The 24,565-nt window shown below is 70.0% G+C and carries 22 protein-coding genes; 18 read left to right on the forward strand and 4 right to left on the reverse strand.

Annotation, left to right across the window (positions count from 1 at the left end; translation table 11 throughout):
* Window positions 1-4: 4 nt before the first annotated feature.
* Entirely contained in the window at window positions 5-1,342 is a 1,338-nt protein-coding gene (gene xseA, locus ITJ60_RS17695) for an exodeoxyribonuclease VII large subunit (RefSeq protein WP_228510612.1), read from the reverse strand.
* Window positions 1,343-1,467: 125 nt separating this feature from the next.
* Between xseA and ITJ60_RS17700 the strand changes: the two genes are divergently transcribed.
* Entirely contained in the window at window positions 1,468-2,532 is a 1,065-nt protein-coding gene (locus ITJ60_RS17700) for a 4-hydroxy-3-methylbut-2-enyl diphosphate reductase (RefSeq protein WP_374102062.1), read from the forward strand.
* Window positions 2,529-3,293, forward strand: a complete 765-nt coding sequence (locus ITJ60_RS17705; RefSeq protein ID WP_194648872.1) for a DUF6264 family protein — start codon at window positions 2,529-2,531, stop codon at window positions 3,291-3,293. The genes ITJ60_RS17700 and ITJ60_RS17705 overlap by 4 nt, the downstream gene beginning before the upstream one ends.
* A gap of 32 nt (window positions 3,294-3,325) precedes the next feature.
* Here ITJ60_RS17705 and ITJ60_RS17710 read toward each other — a convergent pair whose 3' ends face one another.
* Complete coding sequence (locus tag ITJ60_RS17710) at window positions 3,326-4,585, reverse strand: M18 family aminopeptidase (RefSeq protein ID WP_194648873.1); 1,260 nt, start codon at window positions 4,583-4,585, stop codon at window positions 3,326-3,328.
* Window positions 4,586-4,678: 93 nt separating this feature from the next.
* A complete protein-coding gene (gene fbaA, locus ITJ60_RS17715; RefSeq protein ID WP_123294161.1) occupies window positions 4,679-5,707 on the reverse strand; it encodes a class II fructose-bisphosphate aldolase in 1,029 nt (342 codons plus the stop codon).
* Window positions 5,708-5,866: 159 nt separating this feature from the next.
* Here fbaA and glpX point away from each other — a divergent pair, with 159 nt between their 5' ends.
* From glpX to ITJ60_RS17745, 6 genes are all read left to right on the forward strand, one after another.
* Window positions 5,867-6,856, forward strand: a complete 990-nt coding sequence (gene glpX / locus ITJ60_RS17720; protein WP_111084799.1) for a class II fructose-bisphosphatase — start codon at window positions 5,867-5,869, stop codon at window positions 6,854-6,856.
* Between the two features lie 71 nt (window positions 6,857-6,927).
* Window positions 6,928-7,824 carry a hypothetical protein gene (locus ITJ60_RS17725; RefSeq protein WP_194648874.1) on the forward strand — a complete coding sequence of 299 codons (897 nt, stop codon included), beginning with the start codon at window positions 6,928-6,930 and terminating at the stop codon, window positions 7,822-7,824.
* A 103-nt stretch (window positions 7,825-7,927) separates the two neighbouring features.
* Window positions 7,928-9,406 carry a GH-E family nuclease gene (locus tag ITJ60_RS17730; RefSeq protein WP_323749212.1) on the forward strand — a complete coding sequence of 493 codons (1,479 nt, stop codon included), beginning with the start codon at window positions 7,928-7,930 and terminating at the stop codon, window positions 9,404-9,406.
* A 9-nt stretch (window positions 9,407-9,415) separates the two neighbouring features.
* A complete protein-coding gene (locus tag ITJ60_RS17735; RefSeq protein ID WP_194648876.1) occupies window positions 9,416-10,186 on the forward strand; it encodes an ankyrin repeat domain-containing protein in 771 nt (256 codons plus the stop codon).
* The gene (locus tag ITJ60_RS17740; RefSeq protein ID WP_194648877.1) at window positions 10,183-10,731 is read left to right on the forward strand and encodes a suppressor of fused domain protein; all 549 of its coding nucleotides are present in this window, start codon (window positions 10,183-10,185) and stop codon (window positions 10,729-10,731) included. Before ITJ60_RS17735 ends, ITJ60_RS17740 begins: the two co-directional genes overlap by 4 nt.
* Window positions 10,732-10,893: 162 nt before the next feature.
* Window positions 10,894-11,268 carry an SMI1/KNR4 family protein gene (locus ITJ60_RS17745; RefSeq protein ID WP_194648878.1) on the forward strand — a complete coding sequence of 125 codons (375 nt, stop codon included), beginning with the start codon at window positions 10,894-10,896 and terminating at the stop codon, window positions 11,266-11,268.
* A gap of 3 nt (window positions 11,269-11,271) precedes the next feature.
* On the opposite strand, the gene ITJ60_RS17750 is transcribed toward ITJ60_RS17745, so the two are convergent.
* Window positions 11,272-12,534, reverse strand: a complete 1,263-nt coding sequence (locus ITJ60_RS17750) for a DNA recombination protein RmuC (RefSeq protein ID WP_194648879.1) — start codon at window positions 12,532-12,534, stop codon at window positions 11,272-11,274.
* A gap of 212 nt (window positions 12,535-12,746) precedes the next feature.
* Between ITJ60_RS17750 and iolC the strand changes: the two genes are divergently transcribed.
* The 10 genes from iolC to ITJ60_RS17800 all read left to right on the forward strand — a co-directional run bounded on the left by iolC (window position 12,747) and on the right by ITJ60_RS17800 (window position 24,505).
* A complete protein-coding gene (iolC, locus tag ITJ60_RS17755; protein WP_194648880.1) occupies window positions 12,747-13,778 on the forward strand; it encodes a 5-dehydro-2-deoxygluconokinase in 1,032 nt (343 codons plus the stop codon).
* Window positions 13,771-14,727: a class I fructose-bisphosphate aldolase gene (locus tag ITJ60_RS17760; RefSeq protein ID WP_228510613.1), complete on the forward strand. Its 957-nt coding sequence runs from the start codon at window positions 13,771-13,773 to the stop codon at window positions 14,725-14,727. The genes iolC and ITJ60_RS17760 overlap by 8 nt, the downstream gene beginning before the upstream one ends.
* Window positions 14,724-16,235 (forward strand): CoA-acylating methylmalonate-semialdehyde dehydrogenase, encoded by a 1,512-nt coding sequence (locus tag ITJ60_RS17765; protein WP_194648881.1) that lies wholly within the window; start codon window positions 14,724-14,726, stop codon window positions 16,233-16,235. Before ITJ60_RS17760 ends, ITJ60_RS17765 begins: the two co-directional genes overlap by 4 nt.
* A gap of 8 nt (window positions 16,236-16,243) precedes the next feature.
* The gene (gene iolB / locus ITJ60_RS17770; protein WP_194648882.1) at window positions 16,244-17,182 is read left to right on the forward strand and encodes a 5-deoxy-glucuronate isomerase; all 939 of its coding nucleotides are present in this window, start codon (window positions 16,244-16,246) and stop codon (window positions 17,180-17,182) included.
* A 35-nt stretch (window positions 17,183-17,217) separates the two neighbouring features.
* Complete coding sequence (gene iolD / locus ITJ60_RS17775) at window positions 17,218-19,125, forward strand: 3D-(3,5/4)-trihydroxycyclohexane-1,2-dione acylhydrolase (decyclizing) (protein ID WP_194648900.1); 1,908 nt, start codon at window positions 17,218-17,220, stop codon at window positions 19,123-19,125.
* 50 nt (window positions 19,126-19,175) lie between these two features.
* Window positions 19,176-20,102 (forward strand): sugar phosphate isomerase/epimerase family protein, encoded by a 927-nt coding sequence (locus ITJ60_RS17780; protein WP_194648883.1) that lies wholly within the window; start codon window positions 19,176-19,178, stop codon window positions 20,100-20,102.
* 49 nt (window positions 20,103-20,151) lie between these two features.
* Window positions 20,152-21,183 (forward strand): Gfo/Idh/MocA family protein, encoded by a 1,032-nt coding sequence (locus ITJ60_RS17785; RefSeq protein ID WP_194648884.1) that lies wholly within the window; start codon window positions 20,152-20,154, stop codon window positions 21,181-21,183.
* Between the two features lie 3 nt (window positions 21,184-21,186).
* Window positions 21,187-22,056 carry a sugar phosphate isomerase/epimerase family protein gene (locus ITJ60_RS17790; RefSeq protein WP_123938993.1) on the forward strand — a complete coding sequence of 290 codons (870 nt, stop codon included), beginning with the start codon at window positions 21,187-21,189 and terminating at the stop codon, window positions 22,054-22,056.
* Complete coding sequence (locus tag ITJ60_RS17795; protein ID WP_228510614.1) at window positions 22,053-23,165, forward strand: transaldolase family protein; 1,113 nt, start codon at window positions 22,053-22,055, stop codon at window positions 23,163-23,165. Before ITJ60_RS17790 ends, ITJ60_RS17795 begins: the two co-directional genes overlap by 4 nt.
* 146 nt (window positions 23,166-23,311) lie before the next feature.
* On the forward strand, window positions 23,312-24,505 hold the full coding sequence (locus ITJ60_RS17800; protein WP_194648885.1) for a Gfo/Idh/MocA family protein: 1,194 nt from the start codon (window positions 23,312-23,314) through the stop codon (window positions 24,503-24,505).
* Window positions 24,506-24,565 lie beyond the last annotated feature (60 nt).

Genomic DNA, 24,565 nt, shown 5'->3' on the forward strand with positions numbered 1-24,565 from the left:
CGCGTCAGGCGGCCGAACCCGACCCGGTCGAACCCGACCCGTCGGGACCCGACCCGTCGGGACCCGACCCGGTCGAACTCGACCCGTCGGGACCCGACCCGGTCGAACCCGACCCGTCGGGACCCGGCCCGTCCGGCTCGAGCGTTCCGGTCGCCGTCCCCGCGCCGAGCGTGACGTGCACCGGCGTCCGTCCGGTCAGGTCGTCGGACGACCGCACCACGCCGCCGTCGGCCCGCTGCACGATCGCGTAGCCGCGGCGCAGGGTGTCGCGCGGCGACATCGCACGGAGCCTGGCGGTCAGGTGCCCGACCTCGGAGTGGCCCCGCTCCAGCCGACGATCGAGCAGCTCCCGCGACCGGGAGAGGTCGCGGGCCACTTCTTCCGCACGGGTGTCGACGAGCCACGCCGTCGACGCGAGCGCCGGGCGTGACCGGAGGGCGGCGATCCGGTCGGCCTCGACCGCGAGCGTCTGCGACAACCGCAGGCCGATGCGGGCGCGGGCCTGCCGGACGTTCGCGAGCTCCTCCGCGACGTCGGGCACGACGCGCTTGGCGGCGTCGGTCGGGGTGGAGGCACGGAGGTCCGCGACCTCGTCGAGGATGGGACGGTCGGCCTCGTGCCCGATGGCCGACACGATCGGTGTGCTCGCCGCTGCTGCTGCGCGGACGAGTCCTTCGTCGCTGAAGCCGAGGAGGTTCTGGAAGTCACCGCCACCACGGGCGATGATGATGACGTCCACCGTCGGGTCGGCGTCGAGTTCGAGGATCGCCGCCGTGACCTCGCCCACGGTGCGCTCGCCCTGCACCGCGGTGTGGACGGTGCGGAACTCGACCTGCGGCCACCGGAGCTGCGCGTTGCGCTTGACGTCCTTCTCGGCGTCGGAGTCCTTGCCGGTGATCAGGCCGATGCGGTGCGGCAGGAACGGCAGACGCTTCTTGCGTGCGGGGTCGAACAGCCCCTCTTCGCCCAGGGTCCGGCGCAGGCGTTCGAGCCGTTCGAGCAGGTCCCCGAGGCCGACGTGCTTCATCTCGACGACCTGCATGGTCAGCGAGCCGCCCTTGACCCAGTAGTTCGGCTTGACGGCCGCGACGACCCGGTCGCCCTGCTTGATGTCCGCCGGCACCCGGGACCGCACGCTCGACCAGATCGAGAACGACACCGTCGCATCGACCTCGACGTCCTTGAGCTTGCCGTACACGTTGCCGCCGGCGACGTTCCACTGCGTGATCTCGCCCTCGATCCACGCGGTGCCGAGCCGGTCGATCCAGTCGCGGAGCTTCGCGCCGAGGAGCGCGACCGGCCACGGGTTGTCGGCCGTCGGCGGGCCTTGTTCGATCGCCATGTCGCTCCTTCTCGTGCGGGACGTCCATCGTGCCCGACACCGGTGACAGCGGGCGAGCGGCGGGTTCTCCACCGACGGCGCCCGCGCCCAGGTCGCGTGCGTCCCGCTCACCTATCATCGGGGACGTGACGATCACCAACGGCCACACGGTCCCGCTCGCCCCACCGCGTGTGCACGCGGCGCGTGGGCGACTGCGTGACGAGCCGGTCGCCGGTCCGAAGAAGGTGCTGCTCGCGGCACCCCGCGGCTACTGCGCCGGGGTGGACCGAGCGGTGGTGGCGGTCGAGAAGGCGCTCGAGCAGTACGGCGAGCCGGTCTACGTCCGCAAGCAGATCGTCCACAACGTCCACGTCGTGTCGACGCTCGAGCAGCGCGGTGCGGTGTTCGTCGACGACGTCGCCGAGGTCCCGCGCGGTTCGCACGTCGTCTTCAGCGCCCACGGCGTCTCGCCGGCCGTCGTCGCCGGTGCTGCCGACCGCGACCTGCACGCCATCGACGCCACCTGCCCCCTGGTCACCAAGGTCCACCGCGAGGCCACCCGGTTCGCCAAGGCCGAGCGGACCATCATCCTGATCGGGCACACCGGCCACGAAGAGGTCGAGGGCACGATGGGACACGCCCCCGACCGCACGATCCTGGTCAACGGACCGGACGACGTCGCCGCGCTCGACGTCCCCGACCCCGACAACCTCGTCTGGCTGTCGCAGACCACGCTGAGCGTCGACGAGACGATGGAGACCGTCCGCCTGCTGCGCGAGAAGTACCCCACGATCGCGAACCCGCCGTCCGACGACATCTGCTACGCCACCCAGAACCGCCAGGTCGCCATCAAGAAGGTCGCCCCGGGCACCGACCTGGTGATCGTCGTCGGCTCCGCGAACTCGTCGAACAGCGTCCGTCTGGTCGAGGTCGCCCTGGAGCACGGGGCGAAGGCCGCGCACCGCGTCGACTACGCGGAGGAGATCCGCCAGGAGTGGCTCGACGGCGTCGCCACCGTCGGCGTCACGAGCGGTGCGTCCGTCCCGGAAGAGCTCGTCGCCGAGGTCCTCGAACAACTCGCAGACGCCGGGTACGGCGCCGTGGAAGAAGTCGTGACCGCACACGAAGACCTGATGTTCTCGCTCCCGAAGGAGCTCCGCACCGACGCGTCGGGCAACCCGACGCGCGCGCTCGGCGGGCGTCGGGCATGAGCGGCGCGGACGGCTGGGGCTCGGTGCCGCAGCGCGAGCCGGGTCACGTCGACGACACGGCGGCAGCCGGCCAGGAGGCCCGGGGCACGGCCCCGACGACGGCCGCCGGTGCCGTCAGCGGCCGGGTCCACGGCCGACCCGCCCCCGCGTACGGCGAGTACGCGCCCGAGGGATGGGTCAACCCGGTCCTGGTCGAACAGGAACGACAGGAGCGCGAGCAGCAGGAGCGCGACCGCCGCCAGCAGGCGGCGAGCCAGGCCGGGCAGGACGGCGCGACCGCGTACCGGTCGGGTGCCGGTGCGCCGACCGACACCGTGCCTCCAGGCCGACCCGGCGCAGCCGGAGACCGGACCACGGGCGGGCCGCAGCGGTCCGCGTCGACGAGCCGGTTCGGCCGCACGCCCGCCGACTTCGTCCTGACGGTGGGGCTGCTCGCCTTCGGACTCATCTCCGTGGTGCAGTCCCTCGCGGTGACGAACGTCGCGTCGACGGTGCGTCGGACCCTCGAGACGCAGTACACGGCGCTGAACGACCCGAGTGCACTGAGCGGTGCCGCGATCATCGGGGCGATCACGAACGTCGTGGTCTTCGCGCTCGTGGCGTGGTGGTCGATCCGCCGGCTCCGGGCACGCAAGCGCACGTTCTGGGTGCCGATCGTCGGCGCGGTCGTGGCCACCTTCGTGAGCACCATCGCGTTCGTCGTCGTGGTGTTCCAGGACCCGCAGTTCGTCGAGTTCATGATGCGCCAGGCCGGCGCCTGACCCGAGCTGGGCGGGGCTCAGCCAGCCGGGGTTCAGCCGGCCAGGAACGCCGCGACGGCGCCGTGCAGTGACGCCAGGTCCTCGACGTGCACGAGCTCGCGGATCGAGTGCATCGACAGCAGCCCGACGCCGATGTCGATCGTCGGGATCCCGAGCCGGGTCGCCGCGATCGGGCCGATGGTCGAGCCACCGGGGATCGTGTTGACGTTGACGAACGGCTGCCACGGCACCCCCGCGGTGTCGCACGCGGCGGCCCAGACGGCCTCGCCCTTGGCCTCGGTCATGTAGCGCTGGTTCGCGCTGATCTTCAGCAGCGGACCGGCTCCGGGGCGCGGGCGGTTCGTCGGGTCGTGCTTCTCCGGCTGGTTCGGGTGCACCAGGTGGCCGGCGTCGCTCGAGAGCAGCCACGAGGCGCGGAACGCCCGGGCGGCCTCGGAGCGGGTGGCGCCGAGACCCTCCTGCACGCGGCCGAGGACGTCCTCGAGGAACGGGCCACCGGCACCGGACGGGGTCGAGGAGCCGATCTCCTCGTGGTCGAACGCCGCGAACACGGGGATGTGGTCGCCGTCGGCCGGGGCGTCCACGATGCCGCGGAGTCCGGCGTGCACGCTCGTCAGGTTGTCCATCCGGCCCGAGGCCAGGAACTCGCGCTCGATGCCGATGCGGGCGGGGGCCTGGGTGTCGGCGAGGAAGAGGTCCCACGAGACTGCACCGTCTCCGAGGCGAGCGCGCAACCACTCCACGACCGAGGTCCCGCCGGCGTCGCCGTCCACGCCGACGATCGGCAGCGTGTGGCGCTGGCGGTCGATCTCCTTGCCGTCGTTCACCCCGCGGTCGAGGTGGATCGCGAGGTTCGGGATGCGGGCGACCGCGTCGGTGCTGACGAGCCGCACGCTGCCGTCGGCGTCGACGACCCGGCCGGCGATGCGCAGGTCGCGGTCGAACCACGTCGACAGGAGCGCGCCGCCGTAGACCTCGACGTTCAGCTGCTCCCACCCGCCGGTGCGGACTCCGGGGTTCGGCTTGATCCGGAACCCGGGGGAGTCGGTGTGTGCGCCGAGGATCCGGAACGGGGCCGTCGCCGTTGCACCCTCCGGCAGGCGCCACGCGATGACCGCACCGTCGCGGACCACGACGTACGCGCCGGGTGCGGTGGGCCAGGCGTCGAGCTCGGACAGCTCGGTGAACCCGGCTGCGACGAGGCGGTCGCGGGCGGCCGCTGCCGCGTGGAACGCGGTGGGCGACTCGGTGACGAACTGGGCGAACTCGGAGGCGATGGCGTCGACGGTCACCTGCCCATCGTGGCATGCGGTGGAGTCGACCGGACGCAGAGCGGGGCACGTCCGTCGGACGCGCCCCGTTCCTCCTGGCAGTTGCTCCCGGTGTCAGCCCTTGGTGTGACCGGCGGAGCCGAGGACCTTCGCGGCCTCGCCCACGCGAGCCGCCATGGCGGACTCGGCGACCTTGCCCCAGGCGCGGGGGTCGTACTGCTTCTTGTTGCCGACCTCGCCGTCGATCTTCAGGACGCCCTCGTAGTTCCGGAACATCGAGTCCGCGATCGAGCGTGTGAACGCGTACTGCGTGTCCGTGTCGATGTTCATCTTGATGACGCCGTTGCGGACGGCCTCGTGGATCTCGTCGTCGGTCGAGCCGGAGCCGCCGTGGAAGACGAGGTCGAGCGGGTTCTCGCCCGTGCCGTGCTTGGCCGCGACCGAGGCCTGGATCTCGCCGAGGAGTTCGGGGCGGAGCTTGACGTTGCCCGGCTTGTAGACGCCGTGCACGTTGCCGAAGGTGAGCGCGGCGATCCAGCGCCCCTTGTCGCCCAGGCCGAGTGCGTCGACGACCTTCTCGACGTCGTTCGGGGTCGTGTACAGGGCGTCGTTCGTGCCCTCGTGCTCGACGCCGTCCTCTTCGCCGCCGACGACGCCGATCTCGACCTCGAGGATCGCGTTGATGTTCCGCGTCTTCTCGAGCATGGTCTTCGCGATCTCGATGTTCTCGTCGAGCGGCACGGCCGAGCCGTCCCACATGTGCGACTGGAAGATCGGGTTGCGCCCGGCGCGGACCTCTTCCTCGCTCGCTGCGATGAGCGGCAGGACGAAGCCGTCGAGGGCGTCCTTGGGGCAGTGGTCGGTGTGCAGCGCGACCGTGATGTCGTAGTTCTTCGCGACCTCGTGGGCGAACTTCGCCATCGCGAGGGCACCGGCGGCACGGTTCTTGATCGTCTGGCCGGCGAAGTAGTCGGCACCGCCCGTCGTGACCTGGAGGATGCCGTCCGAGCCGGACTCCTGCAGGCCCTGGAGGACCGCGTTGATGGTCTGCGACGAGGACACGTTGACCGCGGGGTACGCGAACTTGCCCGCCTTCGCGCGTTCGATCATCTCGGCGTACTGTTCCGGCGTTGCGATGGGCACGTGGATCTCCTTCGACTTCGGTGATGTCCCCGCCGATCGTAGTCAGCCGGACTGGAGGGACGGTGCGGGTTACGCGGTCGGCTCGCGTCCGCCGTGCACATGCGTGCACGGGCCCGGTGTCCGGACCGCCGGTCGGCCGCCGGTCGGTAGGCTCGGGTCGTGACTCCCTCTACGGAAACCGGCTCCCTGTTCCTCCAGCCCGACCGCAACCTGGCCCTCGAGCTCGTGCGTGCGACGGAGGCCGCCGCGATCCGTGCGCAGCCGTGGGTCGGGCGTGGTGAGAAGAACCTCGCCGACGGTGCGGCCGTCGACGCGATGCGCAAGTTCCTCGGCACCGTGAACTTCGACGGCGTCGTCGTCATCGGTGAGGGCGAGAAGGACAACGCCCCGATGCTCTACAACGGCGAGCACGTCGGCAACGGCCACGGCCCGGCCTGCGACATCGCGGTCGACCCGATCGACGGCACCTCGCTCACCGCCGCCGGCCGTCAGAACGCCATCTCCGTCATGGCCGTCTCGGACCGCGGTTCGATGTACGACCCCTCCGCCGTGTTCTACATGGACAAGATCGCCGCCGGCCCCGAGGGCCGCGGGGTCCTGGACCTCGAGAAGCCGATCGGCGAGAACATCCGCGCGCTGGCGAAGGCCAAGGGCAAGGACCTCGAGGACATGGTCGTGGCCGTGCTCGACCGTCCCCGCCACGACGAGCTGATCCGCGCGATCCGTGCAACCGGCGCCGGCACGCGTCTGCTGCTCGACGGTGACGTCGCCGGTGGCATCGCCGCGGCGCTGCCCGGCTCGACGATCGACATGTGCGTCGGCGTCGGTGGCACCCCCGAGGGCATCATCACGGCGTGCGCGATCAAGGCGCTCGGCGGTGTGATCCTCGGCAAGCTCCAGCCGAAGGACGACGAGGAGCGCGAGCGCGCCATCGCCGCCGGCCACGACCTGGACAAGGTCCTCGACCAGGACGACCTGGTCACGGGTGACAACACGTTCTTCGTCGCCACGGGCGTCACCGACGGCGTCCTGGTCGACGGTGTCCGTCGCTCGCGCGGTGTCATCCACACCGACTCGCTCGTGCTGCGGTCGCGCTCGAACACCATCCGTCGCATCCAGGCGGACCACCGTGCGGAGAAGTGGTTCTAGGCAGAACTTCCGTCCGCCGTCTCGGGGCGTCGCCGGTCCGCCGTCGGCACCCCGTTGCACAGGCTCGACACATGACTGTCACCACGGCACGGATCGTCGGACTGGACACCGCAGGCATCCGCACCCTGCGTGCGCAAGCGGACGGCACGGACGACCGCCTGCCGCACGTCGTGCCGGTGGCGCCTGACCTCGGGGTGATCCTCGCCGATGACGACGGCTCGGTCCTCACCACGTCGGCGCTCGCCGAGATGGGGTGGACGGACGAGGACGTCCTGCGTGCGGCCGTTGCTGCTGCGCAGGAGCAGGCCGGCGGTGACGTCGCGGTGATCCAGCCCGGCACGATCGTCATCCAGGACCCTGACCTCGCCGTCGTGCTCGTGCTCGCACCGCAGACGTTCCGGGGCATCGAGTTCCGCGGCAGCGCAGTGGTCTTCCCGGTGGCGCCGACGACGTTCATCGTCACCGGCGACGAGGACGAGGACGGGCTCCAGGTCGCGGCCGGTGTCGCCCAGCAGATCCTGGCCGACGACGAGGGCGAGGTCCTGAGCGGACCGCCCATAGTGCTGCGCGCTGACGGGTGGGTACGGTTCGAGCACCCGTCGCTCGACGGGGAACTGCGGACGATCCGAGCGCTGTGGACGTCGACGGTCGCGAACCTGCAGCAGGACGACCTGCAGGCGTCGTTCGATCGCCGGGGCGAGGAAGTCCACGTCGCTGCGGTGTCGGTTGCGCGGCTCGCCGAGGACTCCCCGGCCTTCTCGTACTCGTCGTGGACCCAGGACGTCGAGACGATCGTCGCCGCGGTCGACACCGTGGTGCTCGTCACACTCGACGGCCAGACGCAGCCCGTGCCCTTCGGTCGGCTCCGGGAGTTGGCCACCGACCTGATCGACGAGCTCGACGTCCGCCCCGCCCGGTACCGGCTCCGAGGGTTCCCGGAGCTCGGTGCCATCCGCGAAGCCCTCTGACGCCGCGGCCGCGTCGGGGGCACGCGTCCACGTCGATGTCCCCTGATATGGTCACATTCGCGCGCCTGAGAACAGGGCGAGAGATCGGACCTGGGGAGGAATGATGGGGCGGCCGTCGGGGTGGGACGTTGTCGATCAGGGTGATGATCCGGTCAAGGGTGATCCGTCGACGTTGCGGATGATGTCGCGGGAGTACCAGCGCATCTCCGACGCAGCGGATGACGCCTCGACCCGGCTGCAGTCGGTGAAGGGGTCCGGGTGGCTGACCGACTGGGAGGGTGAAGCAGCCGACGTGTTCGTCGACGCGATCGAGGACACCCCGTCGGACCTGACCAAGCTCGTCGACTCGTACGAACTCGCCGCGACGGCGTTGTCGGGGTGGGCGGACACGGTCGATGACACCCAGTACCGGGCTGATGGGGCGCTCGCGGACGCGAAGGACGCCTCCGGGGACCTCGCCGCGGCGCAGGACCGGCTCTCCGATGCGCAGTCGAACCTGTCGCACTACCAGTCGGCGTCGAAGGACCTGTCGAAGGTCGCGGACGAGTACCCGGCCGGCTCCGACGTGCCCGACGGGGTGGACGTGCCGTCGCCGGCGCAGCTGCGGGCCGCGTCCGACAACGCCGCCGTCGCGCAGGGGTCCGTGTCGTCCGCGCAGGGCGACATCGCGGCGGCGCAGTCCCGGATCGACGCAGCGAAGCGACTCGTGGCGGATGCGAAGGGTGACTGGCAGGACGCGGAGCAGCGGACCGCGACGAAGATCGGTGAAGCCGCCGACGCGGGGCTGGGGAAGCAGTCCACGTGGGACAAGATCTTCGGGTCCGAGGCGTGGGAGACCATCGTGTCGGTGGCGAAGGTCGTCGTGGCCGTGGGCGGGATCATCGCGATGATCATCCCTGGGCCGTGGACGTTGATCATCGCGGCGATCGCGCTCGTGGTGTTGGCGGACACGTTGTACAAGATGAGCAAGGGTGAAGCCGACGGGTGGGACCTCGCGTTCTCCCTGCTCGACTGCGTCCCGTTGGCCAGCGGTCTGGGACGAACCGCGGCGATCGCGCGGGTAGCTGGCAAGCTCGCAAGCGCTCCGAAGGTGGTCGCCGCCTCGACGAAGGCCGTCGAGACAGGCACGAAGATCAGGAGAACGCTGCGGGACGTCTCCCCAGAACTCGCCGCGCGTGTGCGCGCCAACCCAGCCGTCCGGAGCAGAGTTCAGCTGCGGAAAGACACCAAGTTGGCGATCATCCGGGACGCAGAGCGGACCCCCGACGGTGACATCCTTTCCGGTACCGGTACCGGTACCGTCATCCCGATCAAACGGACGCCGGAGGGGCACCCTGTGCTGCATCATCCGAAGACGGGTCGTCCGTCTGACACCGGCATGACTGTGCCGGAGGCCGGAGCGGTGCATTACGGGCACCGCCCTGGCCACGAGTGGAGCGAGACCCGCATTCATGCCACGGAGAATGGATGGAGTCGACGGCGCGTCATCGAACACGAGAACGATCCGAAGAAGTTCCGACTCGAGGATCCTGACGAGAACATGTCACATGCGCACGAGGCCGGACGCGGAAGCGCTGGATAGAATCAACCGATGAGCACTGCAACCGACAGTTCTGCTTTCTGGGACGCGATCACGGCCGACGATCCGAGGGCGATCGCGAGGACAGCAGCTGAAGGTTTCGAAGCGTCGGCAGCGTCACGAGTGAACCCGGATGCCATCACGCCGCTCCACTTCGCCGCTCAGAACGGTGCGGTGCAAGCGATGCGAGCGCTCTTGGACCTCGGGGTGGAGGTAGACGCGCGGGATCGATGGGGGTCGACGGCTCTCCAGCTCGCAGTAGCCAACTCGGGTGACGGCGGAATCGATCCGGTGACCCTCTTGCTCGCTGCCGGAGCCGATCCCTGCTCCGTCAACGACCTTGGCGCGACCCCGCTGAGCTACGCTCGACTCTTTGCGGACGCGCCCGCCGGGATCATCACCGAGCTGCACCGAGACAGGGCGGTCGATGACGACGAGGGGGATGGATCAGTCGTGTTTGAGGCCGCTGCGCGCGGGTCACTCGCCGATATTCAAGCGGCAGTTCGAGGCGATCCGGCCGTGCTCAACTCGACGGTAGATGGGGAGACCCCGCTTCGTCTCCTCGTCCGACGTGCTCTTCCTGTGCGACCAAATCGACCAAACCCGCACCCGCTCGCTGTGGGCGACGCGGTGTCGGGTGCAAATGCGATGTTGAGTGCCGGAGCCAAAGCCCGCAAAGTTGGTGCAGACGGCTTCACCGCTCAAGGGTTCGCGCGAGCATTCCTGGCGCCGAAGCCCCTGATCAAGACCCTTGACGCAGCGGCCAAGAAGGAGCGTGCATGACCCTGCCACGTGTTGTGCAAGACGTAGGATGGATTGCCTCATTCCTCGGAGCCGACGTCGGTGCTGCGCAGCAGGCAGGCGAGGTCGATGGGATCGACCTTCTGGCGATCTCCGGCCCCAAGGAACCGTTCGTCGTGGTGATGTCCGCGGGACTGGCTGAGCGTCCGATCGCAAGCATGTTTCCCCAAGAACTCCTCGTGACAGTGCAAGCTGACCACTGGGAGGGCGCGCTCATTCTGCTGCAGACCGCATTGGAAGTCGCCCTTGAACGCGGGCGCGGGTTCACCTACGGGGATCTGGTCGGGAACAGCGAACCGCTTCTCATCGGAACGCGCATCTCGGGCTTGATCGCCGATGTGAACCCGTGGCTCCCGGCCGAGTCAGCGACCCGTCGTGATGGCCGTGAAGTGCAGACCATGTTCGTCTCGATGCTCCCGCTGACGGACGAAGAGCTCGAGACGCTCACGCGCACACCAGAGGCTGAGCGCGATTCGGCGCTCGGGAAACTCGATGATCAAGATCTCTTGAACCTCAAGCGGCGATGAACCTCGCGAAGCCGAAGCGGCCGGGGTTCGGATAAAGTCGCAAGGCACGAATTGGTCGAAAGCGAATCGAGCTGGGTCTCACGACCTCCCGAAGCTCACCGGAGCACCACAGTGAGGGAACGTCGACTAACAACCGTCGAGGAACGGCAAGCCGAGGCGCGCTTGATCGCGCCCGAGGGATTCCAGTACCCCGAGCGCTTCCAACGTGCCCTTGCACAAGACCCGCTTCCCGACATCGATCCCTTCATGTGGACGTCTGAGTACGAGAGCCAGACAAAGAACTGGGCTGACATCGTTGCGGAGCAGTATCCGACCCGTTCCCTCGTGCCCTTCGCGAAGCACCAGGACACGGACGACGTGTTCTGTTTCGACGGTGGCGACCGTTCGGACGACCCTCTTGTGCTGATCATCCACACGTTCGCTTCGCCCGGGACGGAGTACCGGGGTCAGTGGACCTCTTTCGACGTCTGGTGGGAGGAAATGGAGGAGCACCGAGCAGTGTGGCTCGCGGAGCAGGAAGGCCTGATCCACGGGTGACGGTCAGTCCTCGTCGACCGCCCCCACCAGCTCCGGCGCCGTGAGCAACCGCGGCTCGTCCTCGATCGACGCCGGGTCCGCGATCACCTTTGACTCGTCGAGCAGCGACAACCGCCGTGCACTCGGCAGCACCTGCCGCTCGAGCGACCCCACGAACCGGTTGTAGTCGACGACGGAGCCCCGGATCGAACGCCCGAGCTTGTCGACGTGCCCCGCCATCGTGGAGAGTCGGCCGTAGAGCTCGCGTGAGACCCGGAAGAGCTCGTGCGCCTCTTGCGAGACGACGTCCTGCTGCCACGAGAACGCGACGGTCTTCAGCACGGACCACAGGGTCACGGGCGAGGCGAGCGCGATGCGCTTGCGGAAGGCGTGGTCGAGCAGGCCGGGGTCGGCGGCGAGGGCGCTCGAGATGAGCGACTCGGACGGGATGAAGGCGACGGTGAGCTCGGGGGAGGCGTCGTACCCGGTCCAGTACTCGCGCGCGGCCAGGGCGTCGACGTGCGCGCGGAGCGCCTTGACGTGCTGCCCGATGAGCGCCTCGCGGCGAGCCCCCTCGGCGCCGGTTGCGGTCGCCGGGATCTCGGCGGCCTGCAGGTAGGCGCTGAACGGCACCTTGGCGTCGACGGCGATGGTCTTGCCGCCGGGCAGGTGCACGACCATGTCGGGCCGGGCGGTGCCGGCCGAGGTGGTGACCGAGGACTGCACGTCGAAGTCGACCCGCTCGAGCAACCCGGCGGCCTCGACCACGTTGCGCAGCTGCGTCTCACCCCACACCCCGCGGGTGCTGTTCGACGACAGGGCGCTGGCCAGGGTGTCGGCCGTGGCGCGCAGGCGTTCCTCGGACTCGGCGGCCGACCGGAGCTGCGCGGACAGGGCGCCGTACTGCTCGCTGCGGGACTGCTCGAGCTCGGCGATCTTCGTGCGCATGACGTCGAGGGTCTGCGCGACGGGGCTGAGGGCGGACAGCACCTTCGACTCGTTCTGGTTCCGGGCCGAGTCGGCGCCGTGCATGCGCTGCACGAGGTGCTCGAGCTCGGCCGCGCGCCGTTCGAGGGAGTCGACCTGTCGGCGGTACTGGGCGTCCTGCGCGTCGAGGCGTTCCTCGGCGTCGCGGCGGACCTCGTCGAGCCGCGTGCGGAGTGCCTCGGCGCTCGCGCGCGACGCTGCGGCGTCGACGCCGGCGCGCGACCGCGCGAGCGACCAGGCGACGACCGCACCGACGGCGATGCCGATCACGAGACCGATGACCAGGGCGAGGATCTGCATGTCGTGACCCTGGCAGAACCCACCGACACCGGGCCTCCCGGCCCACCGACACCGGGCCTCCCGGCCCACCGATCCCGGGTTTCCTGGCGCAGCGACGCGGCCACCGGCCCGGCGGGACCAGCCCGGGAAACCATGTCATGACATTAGGGCAAACACGGTGTACAGTCGTGAACGTCCGCCGATGAAGCCGCACGGAAGGTCCACCACGTCGCATGACGAACCCCGCTCCCCACGCCTACGACGTGATCACGATGGGACGCGTCAGCGTCGACATCTACCCGCAGCAGACCGGCCCGCTCGAAGACGTCACGACGTTCTCGAAGTCCGTCGGCGGCAGCGCGACCAACGTCGCCATCGCCGCAGCGCGCCACGGTGCCGACGCCGCGGTCATCACCCGCACCGGCAACGACCCCTTCGGCCGGTACATCGCCCGCACCCTGCCGGAGTTCGGCGTCGCGAACGCCTTCGTCGAGACGGTCGAGGGGCTGAACACCCCCGTCGCGTTCTGCGAGATCTTCCCGCCGGACGACTTCCCGCTGTACTTCTACCGGGCCCCGAAGGCGCCGGACCTGATGATCACGGCGAAGTCGCTGCCGCTGCACGAGATCGAGCGGGCGAGGATCTTCTGGACCACGGTGACCGGCCTGAGCGAAGAGCCGAGTCGGCAGGCACACCACGTCGCGTACGAAGCGCGCACAGCCGCGCAGAACAGCACGAAGAACCACACCGTCTTGGACCTGGACTACCGCTCGATGTTCTGGTCGAGCCCCGAGGCCGCGACGCGCGAGGTCGCCGTCGCCCTCGAGCACGCCACGGTCGCCGTCGGCAACCGCGAGGAGTGCGAGGTCGCCGTCGGTGAGACCGACCCGGTCCGTGCGGCCGACGCCCTGCTCGAGCGCGGCGTCGAGATCGCCATCGTCAAGCAGGGCCCCAAGGGCGTGCTGGCGAAGACCCGCGACGAGTTCGTCGAGTTCCGCCCGCACCACATCGACGTCGTCAACGGGCTCGGCTCGGGCGACGGCTTCGGCGGCGCGCTGACCCACGGCCTGCTGCAGGGCTGGGGCCTCGAGCGGATCCTCGCCTTCTGCAACGCCGCCGGCGCCATCGTCGCGACCCGGTTCGAGTGCTCGACGGCGATGCCCACGAGCGACGAGATCGAGCAGTTCCTGACCGACAACCCCGCCGAGGGAACGACGCACACGAGCGCGGGTGCGACCAACACCGAGGAGAAGACCCATGCCTGAGATCAGCCCCGCTGACTTCCAGCGCCTCCGGGACATCCGCGCCGGACAGCCCGAACTGGTGCGGTCCGTGCTCGACGCTCGGCACAAGCGCTCCCTGCTCGCCGACGACGGCAAGCTCTTCATCGTCGCCGCCGACCACCCGGCACGCGGTGCCCTGGCGGTCCGGAACGACGAGTCCGCCATGGCCGACCGCTACGACCTGCTCGAGCGGCTCGTCACGGCGCTCGGTCGCCCCGGCGTCGACGGGGTGCTCGGGACGCCCGACATCCTCGAGGACCTGGCACTGCTCGGCGCCCTCGACGGCAAGGTCGTCGTCGGGTCGATGAACCGCGGCGGGCTGCGCGGCGCGACGTTCGAGATGGACGACCGCTACACCGCCTACTCGGCGCAGGCGATCAAGGACTCCGGGCTCGACTTCGCCAAGCTCCTGGTGCGCATCGCGCTCGAGGACGCGGGCACGGCCCCGACGCTCGAGGCCACGGCCCGCGCCGTGAGCGAGGCCGCCGCACTCCAGCTGCCGATCATGCTCGAACCGTTCATGTCCGCGTGGCAGGACGGCCGGGTCGTGAACGACCTGACCGCCGACGCCGTCATCACCTCGATGGCGATCGCCGCGGGCCTGGGGGAGTCCAGCGCCTACAGCTGGCTGAAGATCCCCGTCGTCGACGACATGGAGCGGGTGATGGCGGCGACGACGCTGCCGACGCTCCTGCTCGGTGGCGACCCGTCGAGCAAGCCGCTCGAGACGTACGCCAAGTGGGCCGACGCCCTCGCACTCCCCGGCGTGCGCGGCCTGGTCGTCGGTCGGACCCTGCTCTACCCGCCGGACGGCGACGTCGCCACCGCGGTCGACGTCGCCGCCGGCCTCGTCCACACCGGGAGCGCCGGCACCGGGAACGCCGGCACCACGCACGAACACGCCACCACACTCGAAGGAAGCAACGCATGACCACCACGGAGACCGCCACCACCACCGTCGGCCACTGGATCGGCGGCAAGCGCGTCGAGTCCGCGTCGGGCAACGCCGCCCCCGTGTACGACCCGGCCCTGGGCGTCGCGACGAAGCAGGTCGCCCTGGCGAACGAGGACGAGATCCAGGCCGCCATCGCGAGCGCCAAGGCGGCGTTCCCGGCGTGGAGCAACCTGTCGCTCACCAAGCGCCAGCAGATCCTGTTCTCGTTCCGCGAGATCCTGAACCGCGACAAGGGCGAGCTCGCCGAGATCATCACGAGCGAGCACGGCAAGGTCATCGACGACGCCCTGGGTGAGATCGCCCGTGGGCAGGAGGTCGTGGAGCTCGCGACGAACATCCCGAGCCTGCTCAAGGGCGAGTTCTCCGACCAGGTCTCGACCGGCATCGACGTGTACTCGATCCGGCAGCCGCTCGGCGTCGTGGGCATCATCAGCCCCTTCAACTTCCCGGCGATGGTGCCGCTGTGGTTCCTGCCGATCGCGATCGCCGCGGGCAACACCGTCGTGCTGAAGCCGTCCGAGAAGGACCCGAGCGCCGCCATCTGGCTCGCCGAGAAGTTCTCCGAAGCCGGTCTGCCCGACGGCGTCTTCAACGTCCTGAACGGCGACAAGCTCTCGGTCGACGGCCTGCTCACGAGCCCCGACGTCGAGTCGATCTCGTTCGTCGGTTCCACGCCGATCGCGCAGTACGTCTACGAGACCGGCACGAAGCACGGCAAGCGCGTGCAGGCCCTGGGCGGCGCGAAGAACCACATGCTGGTGCTGCCGGACGCCGACCTCGACCTGGTCGCGGACAACGCCATCAACGCGGGCTTCGGCTCCGCTGGTGAGCGCTGCATGGCGATCTCGGTCGTCGTCGCCGTCGAGCCGGTGGCCGACGAGCTCATCCAGAAGATCAAGGACCGCGCGGCCACCCTGCGCATCGGCGACGGTCGTCGCGGATGCGACATGGGCCCGCTCGTCACGAAGCAGCACCGTGACAAGGTCGCCTCGTACATCGAGGTCGCAGAGCAGGACGGTGCGGTGGTTGTGGTGGACGGCCGCACCGTCCGACCCGACGGCGACGAGAACGGCTTCTGGCTGGGCCCGACGCTGATCGACCAGGTCCCCACCACGAGCCGCGTCTACACCGAGGAGATCTTCGGCCCGGTGCTGAGCGTCGTCCGCGTCGCCACGTACGAGGAGGGCCTCGAACTCATCAACTCGGGTGCGTACGGCAACGGAACCGCCATCTTCACCAACGACGGCGGCGCGGCGCGTCGTTTCCAGCGCGACGTGCAGGTCGGCATGATCGGCATCAACGTCCCGATCCCCGTGCCGGTCGCGTACTTCTCGTTCGGCGGCTGGAAGAACTCGCTGTTCGGTGACCACAAGGCGTACGGCGCCGACGGCGTGAGCTTCTTCACCCGCCAGAAGGCGATCACGAGCCGCTGGCTCGACCCGTCGCACGGCGGCATCAACCTCGGCTTCCCGTCGAACAACTGAGCCGCAGCATGGCGAACGAACAGCACGAGCACGAGCACGACCAGTGGTTCATCCCGAAGGGGAGCCGGCCGGAGGCCGGCTGGACCGACGTCGTCGACGGCCGCATCGCAGGATGGGCGCACACCGGGCTCCGGACCGGCACCCTGACGGACGGTGACCCGACCGGCACGCGCGAGTTGCGCCTCCCGGCCGACGCCGTGGAGCGCATCGTCGTGCCGCTCGCCGGGTCGTTCCACGTGACCTACGCGGGCGCCGCCGGGGACGGCGAGCAGGCCCTGCAGGGACGCGCGAGCGTCTTCGAGGGCCCCACCGACGTCCTGTACCTGGGGTCCGGCACCGCGGCGACGATCACCGGCGCAGGCCGGTTCGCGGTCGCCGAGGCGCCCACCGACACCGTCGAGCCGACCACGTACGTGGCCCGGCAGGACGTGCCGGTGGAGCTCCGCGGTGCCGGGCAGTCCAGCCGCCAGGTGCACAACTTCGGCACCCCGGCGGCCCTCGACGCCGACAAGTTCATCGTGTGCGAGGTGATCACGCCGGCCGGCAACTGGTCGTCGTACCCGCCGCACAAGCACGACACCAACGTGCCGGGCGAGGAGTCGAACCTCGAGGAGATCTACTACTACGAGTCCGCGGTCGCACGCGGCCTCTCCGCTCCGGCCACCGCCGACCCGTTCGCCCTGCACCGGACCTACGCCTCGGACGACCGTCCGATCGACGAGTTCCGCGAAGTGCGCACCGGCGACATCGCGCTGGTGCCGCACGGCTGGCACGGTCCCGCCGTCGCTGCTCCGGGCTACGACATGTACTACCTGAACGTGATGGCCGGGCCCGACCCGGAGCGCGTCTGGAACATCACCGACGACCCGGCCCACGGCTGGGTCCGCCAGGCCTGGGCGAGCGAGCAGCTCGACCCGCGCCTGCCCTACGAGAAGGAGTCCGCGTGACCACCACCACGCGCGAAGCCGGCGCGACGCGCCGGATGACCGTCGGCCAGGCACTCGTCGAGTTCCTGGCGAACCAGTGGACCGTCGACGGCGACGTCCGCGAACGCACCATCCCGGGGATCTTCGGCATCTTCGGGCACGGCAACGTCGCCGGCATCGGACAGGCCATCAAGCAGCTCCACGTCGAACAGCCCGGCCTGCTGCCGTACCACCAGGCCCGCAACGAGCAGGCGATGGTGCACGAGGCCGTCGGCTTCGCCCGCATGCACCGCCGCCGTGCGACCTTCGCCGCGACCGCGTCGGTCGGCCCGGGTGCCGCGAACATGCTCACCGCTGCGGCGCTCGCGACGACGAACCGCCTGCCCGCACTGCTGCTGCCGTCGGACACGTTCGCGACGCGCACCACCGACCCGGTGCTCCAGCAGATCGAGCTGCCGCACGACACCTCGATCCAGGTGACGGACGCGTTCCGTCCGCTCTCGCGCTACTTCGACCGCGTCGAGCGCCCCGAGCAGCTGTTCTCGATCGCGCTCGCCGCGATGCGCGTGCTCACGGACCCGGCCGAGACCGGTGCCGTGACGATCGCCCTGCCCGAGGACGTGCAGGCCGAGGAGTTCGACGTCCCCGTCGCGTTCCTGCAGCCGCGCGAGTGGCACATCCGTCGGCCGCTGCCCGAGCACGGGCCGCTTGCGCGTGCCGTCGCCGCGATCCGGGGCGCGCAGCGTCCGGTGATCGTCGCGGGCGGTGGGGTGCTGTACTCCGGCGCGGAGCACGAGCTCGCTGCCTTCGTCGAGGCCACCGGCATCCCGGTCGGTACCTCGCAGGCCGGCGGCGGCTCGCTCGTCTGGGACCACCCGCAGTACCTCGGTGGCATCGGCGCGACCGGCACGGCCGCCGCGAACGCGGTCGCCGCGCAGGCGGACGTCGTGATCGGGATCGGCACGCGCTACAGCGACTTCACGACCGCGTCGCGGACCGCGTTCCAGAACCCGGACGTCACGTTCGTGAACGTCAACGTGGCCGCGTTCGACGCGTACAAGCACGGTTCGCAGCTGCCGCTGATCGCGGATGCCCGGGAGGCCCTGGTCGCGTTGACCGCGGCGCTCGCGTCGTCCGGGTCGTCACCCGCAGAGCCCGCGTTCGTCGTCGACGCCGCCTACGCTGCGGAGATCGCGTCGCTGAAGGCGGCGTGGGACGCAGCCGTCGACGGCGCGTTCGCGCCGTCCGGCACCGACCTGCCCGGTCAGCCGGAGATCATCGGCGCCGTGCAGTCGGTGTCCGACCCGCGCGACGTCGTCATCCAGGCGGCCGGCTCGCTGCCCGGCGACCTGCACAAGCTCTGGCGCGTGCGGGACGCCCTCGGGTACCACGTCGAGTACGCGTTCTCGTGCATGGGCTACGAGATCGCCGGCGGCATCGGCGTCCGTCGTGGCGCCCCGGACCGCGACGCGATCGTCATGGTCGGCGACGGCAGCTACCTCATGCTGCACACCGAGCTCGTCACCGCCGTGGCCGAGGGCATCAAGATCATCGTCGTGCTCATCCAGAACCACGGGTACGCGTCGATCGGGCACCTGTCCGAGACCGTCGGGTCCGAGCGCTACGGCACGAAGTACCGCTACCTGGACGAGACGCAGTCGTTCGACAACGGCGACCCGCTGCCGGTCGACCTCGCGGCGAACGCGCGGTCGTACGGCGTCGACGTGATCGAGGTCCAGCCCGGCCCGGACAGTATCGAGGACCTCAAGGCCGCGGTGCGCCAGGCGAAGGCGAACGACCACACCACCCTCGTGCACATCAACTCGGACCCGCTGGTCTACGCCCCCGAGGGCGACGGCTGGTGGGACGTGCCGGTGGCGCAGACCTCGACGCTGTCGAGCACGCAGACCGCCCGCGCCGAGTACGAGCAGCAGGTCGCCGCGCAGCGCCCGCTGCTCGGCTGAGCACCACCGTCCACCACACGCACCACATCCAGAAAGCAGACGACGAAGTCATGACCGACACCGCCACCGCCACCGACGCCATCCGGATCGGCACCGCCCCCGACTCGTGGGGCGTCTGGTTCCCCGACGACCCCAAGCAGGTGCCGTGGAAGCGCTTCCTCGACGAAGCGGCCGCTGCCGGGTACGAGTGGATCGAGCTCGGACCGTACGGCTACCTGCCGACCGACCCGTCGCAGCTGTCGGACGAGCTCGAGTCGCGCGGGCTGAAGCTGTCCGCCGGAACGGTGTTCACCGGGTTCCACAAGGGCGAGGACCAGTTCCAGCGTGCCTGGGACCAGGCCGTGGCGGTCGCGGGTCTGGCGGCGAAGCTCGGCGCGCAGCACCTCGTGACGATCCCGGACCTGTGGCGCTCGGACGCCACGGAGGAGGTCCTCGAGTCGCGCACCCTGACCGACGAGCAGTGGGACCGCCTCGGCAAGGGGCACGACCAGCTCGGCAAGGCGCTGCTCGAGGAGTACGGCGTCCACCAGCAGTTCCACACCCACGCGGACAGCCACGTCGGCACCTACAAGGAGACCGTGCGGTTCCTCGAGGTGACGAACCCCGAGTACACGAACCTCTGCCTCGACACCGGCCACTTCGCGTACTACGGCGGCGACAACCTCAAGCTCATCGCCGCACACCCGGAGCGGATCGGCTACCTGCACCTCAAGCAGGTCGACACCGACCTGCTGTTCGACGTGTTGAAGAACGACGTGCCGTTCGCCACCGCCGTGTCGCAGGGGATCATGACCGAGCCGCCGCACGGCACCCCGGAGCTCGGCCCGATCATCGAAGCCGTCGCGAAGATCAACCCGGACGTCTTCGGCATCGTCGAGCAGGACATGTACGGCTGCTCGGTCGACGCCCCCGGCCCGATCGCCGAGCGCACCTTCCAGCACATCTTCGGTTCCACGTCCGCCGCCCGCGTGTCCTGACCGGCCCAGCAGCCGTCCACGCAGCGTCATCTACCCCAGGAGCACCGCCATGAGCACCACTGACAACCTCCGCGTCGCCGTCGTCGGCGCGGGCGCCATGGGCAGCGACCACATCCGTCGCATCACCTCGACCATCGCCGGCGCCGACGTCGTCGCGATCGTCGACCCCGACACCGGCCGCGCGACCGCGGCCGCGGCGAAGGCGCCCGGCGCGATCACCGCGGCATCGTTCGAGGAGGCGCTCGACGCCACCGCGATCGACGCCGTCATCGTCGCGACGCCCGGCTTCCTGCACGAGCCGGTCCTGGTGCCGGCGATCGAGCGCGGTCTCGCCGTCCTGTGCGAGAAGCCGCTGACGACCTCGGCCGAGGACTCGTTGCGGATCGTCGAGCTCGAGCAGGCCACGTCCGACCGTCCGAAGATCCAGGTCGGCTTCATGCGCCGCTTCGACAAGGGCTACCAGGAGCTGCGCGCGCTGCGCGAGTCCGGGGCCAACGGCGCCCTGCTCGCGCTGCACCACGCGCACCGCAACCCGACCACGCCGCCGAACTTCAGCGAGTCGATGCTCATCCACGACTCGGTGATCCACGAGATCGACATCATCCCGTTCATCACGGGCGAGGCGATCACGAGCGTCGAGGTCAAGAAGCCCCGCAAGAACTCGCTGGCGCCGGCCGACCTGCCCGAGCCGCAGTTCGTGCTGTTCACCACCGAGTCCGGCACCATGGCGATCGTCGAGATCAACGTGAACGCGCAGTTCGGCTACCAGGTCACGACCGACGCGGTGTTCGAGTCCGGGGTCGCGTACATCGGCCGCGAGACCTCGCTCAACCTCGTGTCGCAGGGCGTCTCCGGCCAGGGCGTCACCCCGTCGTTCGTCGAGCGCTTCGGTGCCGCGTACGACGAAGAGGTGCAGCGCTGGGTCGACGCCGCGCGCACCGGTGGCATCGACGGCCCGAGCGCCTGGGACGGGTACACCGCCTCGGTCGTCGCCGAGGTCGCCGTGCGCGCGCAGCAGTCCGGTGCGCTCGAGCAGGTCGCGTACGCCACCGCGAAGCCCGCGTTCTACGAGACGGCCTGATCGATGCCGAAGATCGCACTCGACCCCACGCCGTACCACCACGACCTGTCACTGCTGGAGTTCCCGCAGAAGGTGGCCGACCTCGGCTACGAGTACCTGCAGCTCACCCCGCACAAGGACTTCATCCCGTTCTACCGGCACCCCACGGCCGACGACGACCTCGTCGACGCGTTCGCCGCGGCGTGCACGACGGCCGGGGTCCAGGTCGCGTCGGTTCTGCCCGTCCTGCGCTGGGCCGGCCCGGACAAGGAGGCCCGCGAGGCCGCCGTCAAGAAGTGGAAGCGGGTCATCGAGATCACGAAGCGCCTGGGCGTGGACACGATCAACACGGAGTTCTCCGGCCGACCCGAACGCGCCGAGGAGTCCGAGGACCAGTTCCACTGGGCGATGGAGGAGCTCCTGCCGATCATCGAGGACTCCGGCATCCGGGTCCTCATCGACCCGCACCCCGACGACTTCGTCGAGGACGGGCTCGAGGCGCTCCGGGTGATCCGCGGGCTGAACTCGAAGAGCATCGGCTTCGTCTACGTCGCCTGCCACACGTTCCACTACGGCGGGAACATGGACGAGATCATCGACGCCGCGGGTGACTCGCTGCAGCTCGTGCACGTCGCCGACGCGTACGACCACCACCGTTCGCACGGCCTGCGCTACATCACCAACCCGCCTGGCAACCCGGTCCGCGTGCACCAGCACCTGCCGGTCGGCCAGGCGGACGTCGACTTCGACGCCTTCTGGGCCGCCCTCGACCGGGTCGGCTTCACGGCGCGCGAGGACACCGTCGCGGTGTCGAGCGTCTTCGCCGAGGACGAGAACGCCGATGAGGTCTCGCGCTTCCAGCTCGACACGATCAAGAAGGGACTCACACGATGACCGACACCCTCTCGTCACCGGCGACCACCGACGCCGACGTCCGACCCGTCACACTGCAGGCCGCGTCGCAGACCGTGACCGCCCTGTGGAACGACTCCGCCGACCCGCGCGAACTGTCCACCGCGATCCACGAGTACGGCGCCGTCGGGGCGACCTGCAACCCGGTGATCGCGTACACCTGCATCAAGCAGGACCCGGAGACCTGGGTGCCACGCATCCGCGAGATCGCCGCGGAGCACCCGACCGCGGGGGAGTCCTGGATCGGTTGGAAGGCCGTCGAGGAGCTCTCCATCGCGGCGGCCGAGCAGCTGCTGCCCGCGTTCGAGGCGTCCGGCGGCCGCAACGGTCGCCTGTCGATGCAGACCGACCCGCGCTTCCACCGCGACGCCGACGCCCTGGTCGAGCAGGCCGTGCGGTTCTCGCAGCTCGCCCCGAACATCATCGTGAAGATCCCCGCCACCGAGGTCGGCATCGCCGCGATCGAGGAGGCCGCCTACCGCGGGGTCTCGATCAACGCCACGGTGTCCTTCACGGTGCCGCAGGTCGTCGCCGTCGGTGCGGCCATCGAGCGCGCGCTCGACCGTCGTGCCGCCGACGGGCTGCCCGACCAGGAGTTCGGCCACGTCGTCACGCTGATGGCCGGCCGGTTCGACGACTGGTTGAAGACCGTCGTCAAGCGCGACCACGTCATGGTCGACCCCGGCATCCTCGAGTGGGCCGGCGTCGCCGCGGTGAAGAACGCCTACCGGGTGTTCCAGGAGCGTGGCTTCCGGTCGCGTGTGCTCGTCGCCGCCTTCCGGAACGCGCTGCAGTGGTCGGAGTTCCAGGGCGGGGACCTCGTCGTCTCGCCGCCGTTCCAGTGGACGAAGGACATCAACGCGAACGCGTTCCCGTTCCGTCCGGACGCCATCCACGACGAGGTACCGGCCGACGTCATCGCGGCCCTGCGCGCGGCGACGCCCGAGTTCGCGCGCGGGTACGACGTCGACGGCATGACGATCGACGAGTTCGACCGGTTCGGCGCCACGGTGACGACGCTGCGCCAGTTCCTCGACGCCGACGCGCAGCTCGACGCCCTGGTGCGGGACATCATCTTCCCGCCGAACTGAGCCGAGTCACTTCGTGAGCAGAAGACGTCGGGTCGCCCCAGGTGACCCGACGTCTTCTGCTCACGGTCTTTGTACTGACAAACCACGAGTAATCCCGTACGATGGTTGGCGCGCTCCAATCGGCGCCCACGAACGAAGGAGTTCCCATGGACAGCATCGGCGTCGGCCTCGTCTCGGTCGGCTGGATGGGGCGGCTGCACTCGCGCGCCTACCGCGCCCTGCCGGACCACTTCCCGGAGCTCGGCGTGCAGCCCCGCCTCGTCGTCGCCGCGGACCCGATCGAGGCCGCACGCGACCAGGCCGTCACCCGCCTGGGCTACGAGCGGGCTGTCGCGGACTACCACGAGGTCCTCGCGGACCCGTCCGTCGACGTCGTGTCGATCTGCTCGCCGAACTTCCTGCACCGCGAGATGGCGGTCGCCGCTGCCGAGGCCGGCAAGCCGTTCTGGATCGAGAAGCCGATGGGCCGCTACGCCAGCGACTCCCGGCAGATCCACGAGGCCGTCCAGCGTGCGGGCGTCATCACGAGCGTCGGGTTCAACTACCGGCACGCCCCCGCGATCGAGCGGGCGCGCGAACTCGTCCGCAGCGGCCGCCTCGGTCGCATCACGAACGTGCGCGGCTCGCTGCTCGCCGACTACTCGTCCGACCCCGCAGCACCGCTGACCTGGCGCTTCGAGCGTGAGCGTGCCGGTTCGGGCGTGCTCGGCGACCTGCTCTCGCACGGCCTCGACCTGGCGCAGTACGTCGTCGGCCGGATCGCCAGCGTGAGCGCACTGGCCGAGACGTTCATCCAGGAGCGCCCGAAGCCAGCAGCGGGCATCGTCGACCGCAGCGCCGCAGCCACCGGCGAGCTCGGCCGCGTCGAGAACGAGGACTACGCAGCCCTGCTCTTCCGCTTCGAGGACGGGGCCGTCGGCACCATGGACTCGAGCCGCGTCATGCGGGGACCGCACGCCGAGTACACGCTCGAGATCTACGGCACCAAGGGTTCGGTGCGGTGGGACTTCCAGCGGCTCAACGAGCTCGAGGTGTACCTCGACGGGCAGGAGGTCGACGGCTACGCCACGCACTACGTCGCCTCGGGTGACGGCGAGTTCGCGCGCTTCCAGCCCGGCGCCGGCACGGCCATGGGCTACGACGACCTGAAGACGATCGAGGCCGCCCAGTTCATCGCGAGCGTCCGCCGCGGGGAGCAGCTCGCCCCGTCCGTCGCTGACGGGCTGGCTGCTGCGTCCATCGTCGAGGCGGCGGAGGCGTCCCTCGCCGACGGCGCGTGGCACGACGTCGCGCGCGTCGACGGACCGCTCACCTACGCGGCGGCGACCCCCGTGCTCTAGACGGTCGCGGACGACGGACGGGAGGCGCGGTGCCCGCTGGGCCCGCGCCTCCCGGCTCTC

The organism is Curtobacterium sp. VKM Ac-2884 (assembly GCF_015350945.1).
In the GTDB taxonomy this organism is placed as follows: Bacteria; Actinomycetota; Actinomycetes; order Actinomycetales; family Microbacteriaceae; genus Curtobacterium.